Genomic DNA, 4,700 nt, shown 5'->3' on the forward strand with positions numbered 1-4,700 from the left:
TATCAATGGGTTTGAGTGTGGAGGAAGTAGCAGAAGGAACTGGTTTATCCATCGCAGAAGTGGAGAAACTAGTAAAGTACTAGCCTTTGATTAAAATTATATTTTGACTTCAAGAAAAAACTATCTACCATAATAAGGAAACTATAAAAAATGAGATATACTCTCTACTGTTATTATTTAAACATTAAGTACCAAGACAAAATTATTTAATACTATTTCTATTTATTGTTTTATGATTACTTCCTTCAAAAAACTTTCAATAGAACTACTATTCATACGTTTTTTAGTGTTGTACTTACCAAAAATAAATTAGAATTAAATATGATTTATTTTTGGTTTATACTTAGAAGATAAAAAGGCCGATAAAATGAATTATCGACCTTTGATTATTTATGAGTTGCTAACGTTCTTATAAATCAAAAGCAAAACCTATATTAAGACTCCAATATTGTTGCGAAGGCATTCCATTGGCCTCGGCAGCATAATTGTATTTGATATTACTTGTAAAGTATGTGCTGTGTCCGATCGGTACTAAAACACCTACTTCTGGAGCAATATTGAAGTGCCATTGCTTATCTACCCAAGCTAGTGATCCAATCTGATCAGTATACTCGTAGTGTGCTGCACCAATTCCACCACCAACATAAGGTCTCACACCACCCTCAAGTCCAAAGTAGTAGTGATATGTAAGCATCAATGGAATTTCATTAATATAGCTATAATTGTTTCCAGAGATATGACCATCTCCAAGAGGTTGGGTTGTAAACCCTTTGTTTTCATAGAAGCGGTGATAGCCTACTGAAAAACCAACACTCATTTTAGGGTTAATAAAGTGTCTATAATCGAAGTTTCCACCTCTAAAACTTGCATCTCCAGTAAAACCTGCTGTATTGCCAGCAGGTGCCGACATACTATAAGTTAAACTAAAAATATTTTCTTGTGCTAAAACTGATCCACTTGAAATAACTACAAGTGTGACCAAAATTGAAAAAATCTTTTTCATAATGATTTATTGTTGTAATTATTTATCCAAATAAGGAGATTGTTCAAACATTTGTCTAATATTCTTTTCAGCTCTTCTTTGCTCATCTTTGTCATTGGTTGTAAAGCCATTTGTCAAACCTTCCCAAAGAATTGGTATAGCAACACTATCATTTTCACTTAAAGTAGCAGGCAATTGTGTAGGGACATTGTCGGCCAATTCAACAGTGATAGTACCTTTCTGATAAGCACTTACACCTTGGATTGGATAAGGATACCAAGGGTAACCCCATCCTGGACCCCATCCCCAGCCAGGGAAACCGCCCCACCAATTCCACCAAGTATATACAGTGGTTTTTGTTACAGAGTAGCAAAGAGCAACAACGTCGGGTTTTTCAGAAGAACCTTCTTCAATAAATTCCCAATTTTTATTAAGCATTTCTTCCTTGACTGTATTAAGAATAACCAAATCCATCTCAGTTAGTTCGTTTTCAGTAGTATCACCAACATGTGTTACTTTCCAAGGCATTCCAAAGGTCTTTCTATTTTCGAAATCAGCTTCAGGTGATACATTCGTGATGACGATGTCGTAGTCGTCTGCTGATTGAGGACCTTGAGGATCACAAGCCGTCAAAAATGCCATAATTGACATTAATGAGAGCATTTTAAGTCTCAAGAATTTCATCTTTCTGATTGTTTAGTTGTATTAATAAAATTAAGTTTTGCTATACCTATGTATACCTTACTGACAAAAAACGGTTGGATATAGACATTGATTTTAATTTTAATTAGGATAGATTAAGACTTTTAAAATATTGATTTATATTGAAAAATAATTCTATATGAATTGAAGTAAACAGTGTTGTTATGTATATTCAAATAAGACACAACTAAATACAGACCAAATGAGCTTATTATTTGATTTAATTAGAGAGCGTAAGATCAACACAACGGAAGCTATAATTTTACAGTTTTATACATTAAATAATTCTTTTACTGAACCTAACGCAATTGTAGCTGAAGAACTCAATGTTTCTCTTTCGGTTGTCAGTAGGGCAAAAAGGAAGTTGATACAGTTAGGATTAATTGAAATACAAAAGAATTATACAAACGGTTTAGCAAGAGATGCTGATACTATCACCACCAATCAAAATATATTAGAGCTCTTTGGATTGAATAGCGAAGCATCAGTGAAAGTTCCAGAAACATCTGAGGAAGTAACGAATGAGGATGAGGTGGTGCTCATTCAGCAATTGATCAAAAAACACCTTAGAAAATCATCTCGACCTTGTACAGTAAGTAATATTGCTACTCAAATCTCTAAAATTAACGGGAAGATAAAACCTAAATCAGTGGAGAAATACAAAGAGGTAATTATGAATGAAATTACAAAACAAGGTTATCAATGGTATAATAATGGAGTATTTGCTACATTACTTTAATATGTTTTTTTTGAAGAGCTATACGAAATCAAAGTTAATAATGAATTACAAAGGAATAATTAAATACGCAGGAGAGGAGATCATAAAATTTTCTTCTCATTTTACTGAAAAAGGCTTTTGGGAGAAACTAGGTAAGTTTTCACAAAAGGCAGGGATGAAGTTGTCGTTTTATGCCCTTACTCTTTTTTACACAATGATGGACGAAGATACTCCTAACTCATCAAAACTTATGATTATGGGGGCATTGGGTTATTTTATTTTCCCAGTAGATCTCATTCCAGATATAGCACCTGGAGTGGGTTTTACAGATGATTTAGTAGCACTTACCGGGGCATTTGTCAATGTTGCGATGCATGTGAAACCAGAACATAAAGAGAACGCATTGAATAAAATGAGACAATTTTTTGGAGGTTCAATTACAATGGAGGAAGTGGAATTGTAATTTTGTGGTAAAATAAATAATTATTTCAAGTATTGTAGAACTCTATTTCGTGTTGGTTAAACACTTGTGTTTCAAAGTTGTATATTAGATGTAACTTTTTAAAGATACATTCTTATTCGTTTAGTAACCATTTTAATAACTACCATGACTAGAGAGCAAAAAATCCAAAAATTTTTGATGGGTCTCTGCTTAAATGCAGGAGAATCAATGGAAGACATCGCAAAACATTTAGGCGTTTCATCAAATAGTGCTGAAATCAAAGAGATCATGCATTATTTAGAACAAGAAGGTTTTATCAAGAATACTCGAGTGGAGTACAAAAGCACAAAAACATCATTAACGAAAAAAGGAGATAGACAAGCAAGTTCGTTGTTGGAGATTGCCAACTAGAACGGTTTTTTATCTTGTGAAAGAAATTAAGGGCATTCATCTAATTTAAATGAATGCCCTTTTCTATGTTTCACTAACTGAAATAAAACTATCCTTTGTAGAATGGAAGTTTACTCACAACAGCTTTCAGTTTTCTATTTCTTACTTCGATGATCACTTCTGTGCCCGCTTTTGTATGAGGTCTATTGATGTATCCTAATGCTACACCTTTGCCTAACATTGGAGACATTGTACCTGAAGTCAAATGACCAATTTCTTCACCTTCTAGCGTAGTTACTTTGTAACCACCTCTAGGAACTCCTCTGTCAATTAACTCAATACCTACTAAACGGCGTGTTACGCCTTCTTCTTTTTGCTTGGCAAGGTTTTCTGAGTTTGTGAAATCTTTAGTGAATTTTGTTACCCAACCTAAACCAGCTTCAAGAGGAGAGGTTGTGTCATCAATGTCATTACCATATAAGCAGTATCCCATCTCTAGACGTAGAGTGTCTCTTGCACCTAGTCCAATAGGCTTGATGTCATAATCTGCACCTGCCTCGAAAATCTTCTTCCAAACTTCTCCAGCATCTTTATTTGGTACATACAATTCAAATCCTCCTGCACCAGTGTAGCCAGTAGCGGAGATAATTACATTGTCAACACCTGCAAACTTACCTTTTTCAAAAGTATAGAAAGTCATATCTGATAAATTAACATCAGTAAGCGTTTGCATAGCTTCAGCCGCTTTTGGACCTTGCACGGCAAACAAAGAAATTTCATCAGAAGCGTTTGTCATTTCAACACCTTCAGTGTTTCTTTGTGCAATCCAATTCCAGTCCTTTTCAATATTGGAAGCATTGACTACCAACATGTATTCTTCATCTTTGATTTTGTAGACAATTAAGTCATCCACAATACCGCCGTCTTCATTTGGAAGGCATGAATACTGTGCTTTTCCATCAAATAATTTTGAAGCATCATTGGATGAAACTCTTTGGATTAGATCTAATGCTTTAGGGCCTTTCAAAAAGAATTCACCCATGTGTGAAACATCAAAAACACCAACACCATTACGTACTGTTTTGTGCTCCTCAAGGTCAGACGAGTATCTTACAGGCATGTTGTAACCTGCAAAAGGAACCATTTTAGCACCTAATGATTCATGAACATCATTTAGGGCAATTTTCTTTAGTGTTTCTTGATCACTCATGATTTAGTATGTGTTTTTTCGGTTAAAAAACGCGGTATTCAATGACAGTTAAATACCTCTTAGCAAAATTTTGTCAAATGTATAAAATATGATTCAAATAAGAGCAGGATTAGATTATATATTTTGAAGGGGAATTAGGGTTCTAAGTTTTTTAGGTGAAAGTATTTACCAAATAATAGGGGTCACTAACAAAAAGTGGGCATAGGTTACCCAAATATCTTTGAAATTCTGAATAGGAAAAACTTTAAATCTGTTA

6 protein-coding genes are annotated in these 4,700 nt (G+C 34.1%); 3 read left to right on the plus strand and 3 right to left on the minus strand.

Annotated elements, in window-relative coordinates; translation table 11 throughout:
* Positions 1 to 409 precede the first annotated feature (409 nt).
* Complete coding sequence (locus IC221_RS29080; RefSeq protein WP_188172295.1) at positions 410 to 1,003, minus strand: OmpW family outer membrane protein; 594 nt, start codon at positions 1,001 to 1,003, stop codon at positions 410 to 412.
* A gap of 18 nt (positions 1,004 to 1,021) precedes the next feature.
* The gene (locus tag IC221_RS29085) at positions 1,022 to 1,666 is read right to left on the minus strand and encodes a DUF4136 domain-containing protein (protein ID WP_188172296.1); all 645 of its coding nucleotides are present in this window, start codon (positions 1,664 to 1,666) and stop codon (positions 1,022 to 1,024) included.
* Between the two features lie 220 nt (positions 1,667 to 1,886).
* Here IC221_RS29085 and IC221_RS29090 point away from each other — a divergent pair, with 220 nt between their 5' ends.
* The 3 genes from IC221_RS29090 to IC221_RS29100 all read left to right on the plus strand — a co-directional run bounded on the left by IC221_RS29090 (position 1,887) and on the right by IC221_RS29100 (position 3,255).
* Positions 1,887 to 2,423: a hypothetical protein gene (locus IC221_RS29090; protein WP_188172297.1), complete on the plus strand. Its 537-nt coding sequence runs from the start codon at positions 1,887 to 1,889 to the stop codon at positions 2,421 to 2,423.
* 40 nt (positions 2,424 to 2,463) lie between these two features.
* A complete protein-coding gene (locus tag IC221_RS29095) occupies positions 2,464 to 2,865 on the plus strand; it encodes a YkvA family protein (protein ID WP_188172298.1) in 402 nt (133 codons plus the stop codon).
* A 144-nt stretch (positions 2,866 to 3,009) separates the two neighbouring features.
* Positions 3,010 to 3,255, plus strand: a complete 246-nt coding sequence (locus tag IC221_RS29100; RefSeq protein ID WP_188172299.1) for a hypothetical protein — start codon at positions 3,010 to 3,012, stop codon at positions 3,253 to 3,255.
* Positions 3,256 to 3,343: 88 nt separating this feature from the next.
* Here IC221_RS29100 and gcvT read toward each other — a convergent pair whose 3' ends face one another.
* On the minus strand, positions 3,344 to 4,444 hold the full coding sequence (gene gcvT / locus IC221_RS29105; RefSeq protein WP_188172300.1) for a glycine cleavage system aminomethyltransferase GcvT: 1,101 nt from the start codon (positions 4,442 to 4,444) through the stop codon (positions 3,344 to 3,346).
* Between the last annotated feature and the right edge of the window lie 256 nt (positions 4,445 to 4,700).

The sequence above is a fragment of the Flammeovirga sp. EKP202 genome (assembly GCF_014534745.1).
Classification (GTDB): domain Bacteria; phylum Bacteroidota; class Bacteroidia; order Cytophagales; family Flammeovirgaceae; genus Flammeovirga.

What these genes read in the sequence shown, in the direction of transcription:
- gcvT (WP_188172300.1), bottom strand. Translation starts at nt 4,444, where the DNA reads ATGAGTGATCAAGAAACACTAAAGAAAATTGCCCTAAATGATGTTCAT.
- IC221_RS29080 (WP_188172295.1), bottom strand. Translation starts at nt 1,003, where the DNA reads ATGAAAAAGATTTTTTCAATTTTGGTCACACTTGTAGTTATTTCAAGT.
- IC221_RS29090 (WP_188172297.1), top strand. Translation starts at nt 1,887, where the DNA reads ATGAGCTTATTATTTGATTTAATTAGAGAGCGTAAGATCAACACAACG.
- IC221_RS29100 (WP_188172299.1), top strand. Translation starts at nt 3,010, where the DNA reads ATGACTAGAGAGCAAAAAATCCAAAAATTTTTGATGGGTCTCTGCTTA.
- IC221_RS29085 (WP_188172296.1), bottom strand. Translation starts at nt 1,666, where the DNA reads ATGAAATTCTTGAGACTTAAAATGCTCTCATTAATGTCAATTATGGCA.
- IC221_RS29095 (WP_188172298.1), top strand. Translation starts at nt 2,464, where the DNA reads ATGAATTACAAAGGAATAATTAAATACGCAGGAGAGGAGATCATAAAA.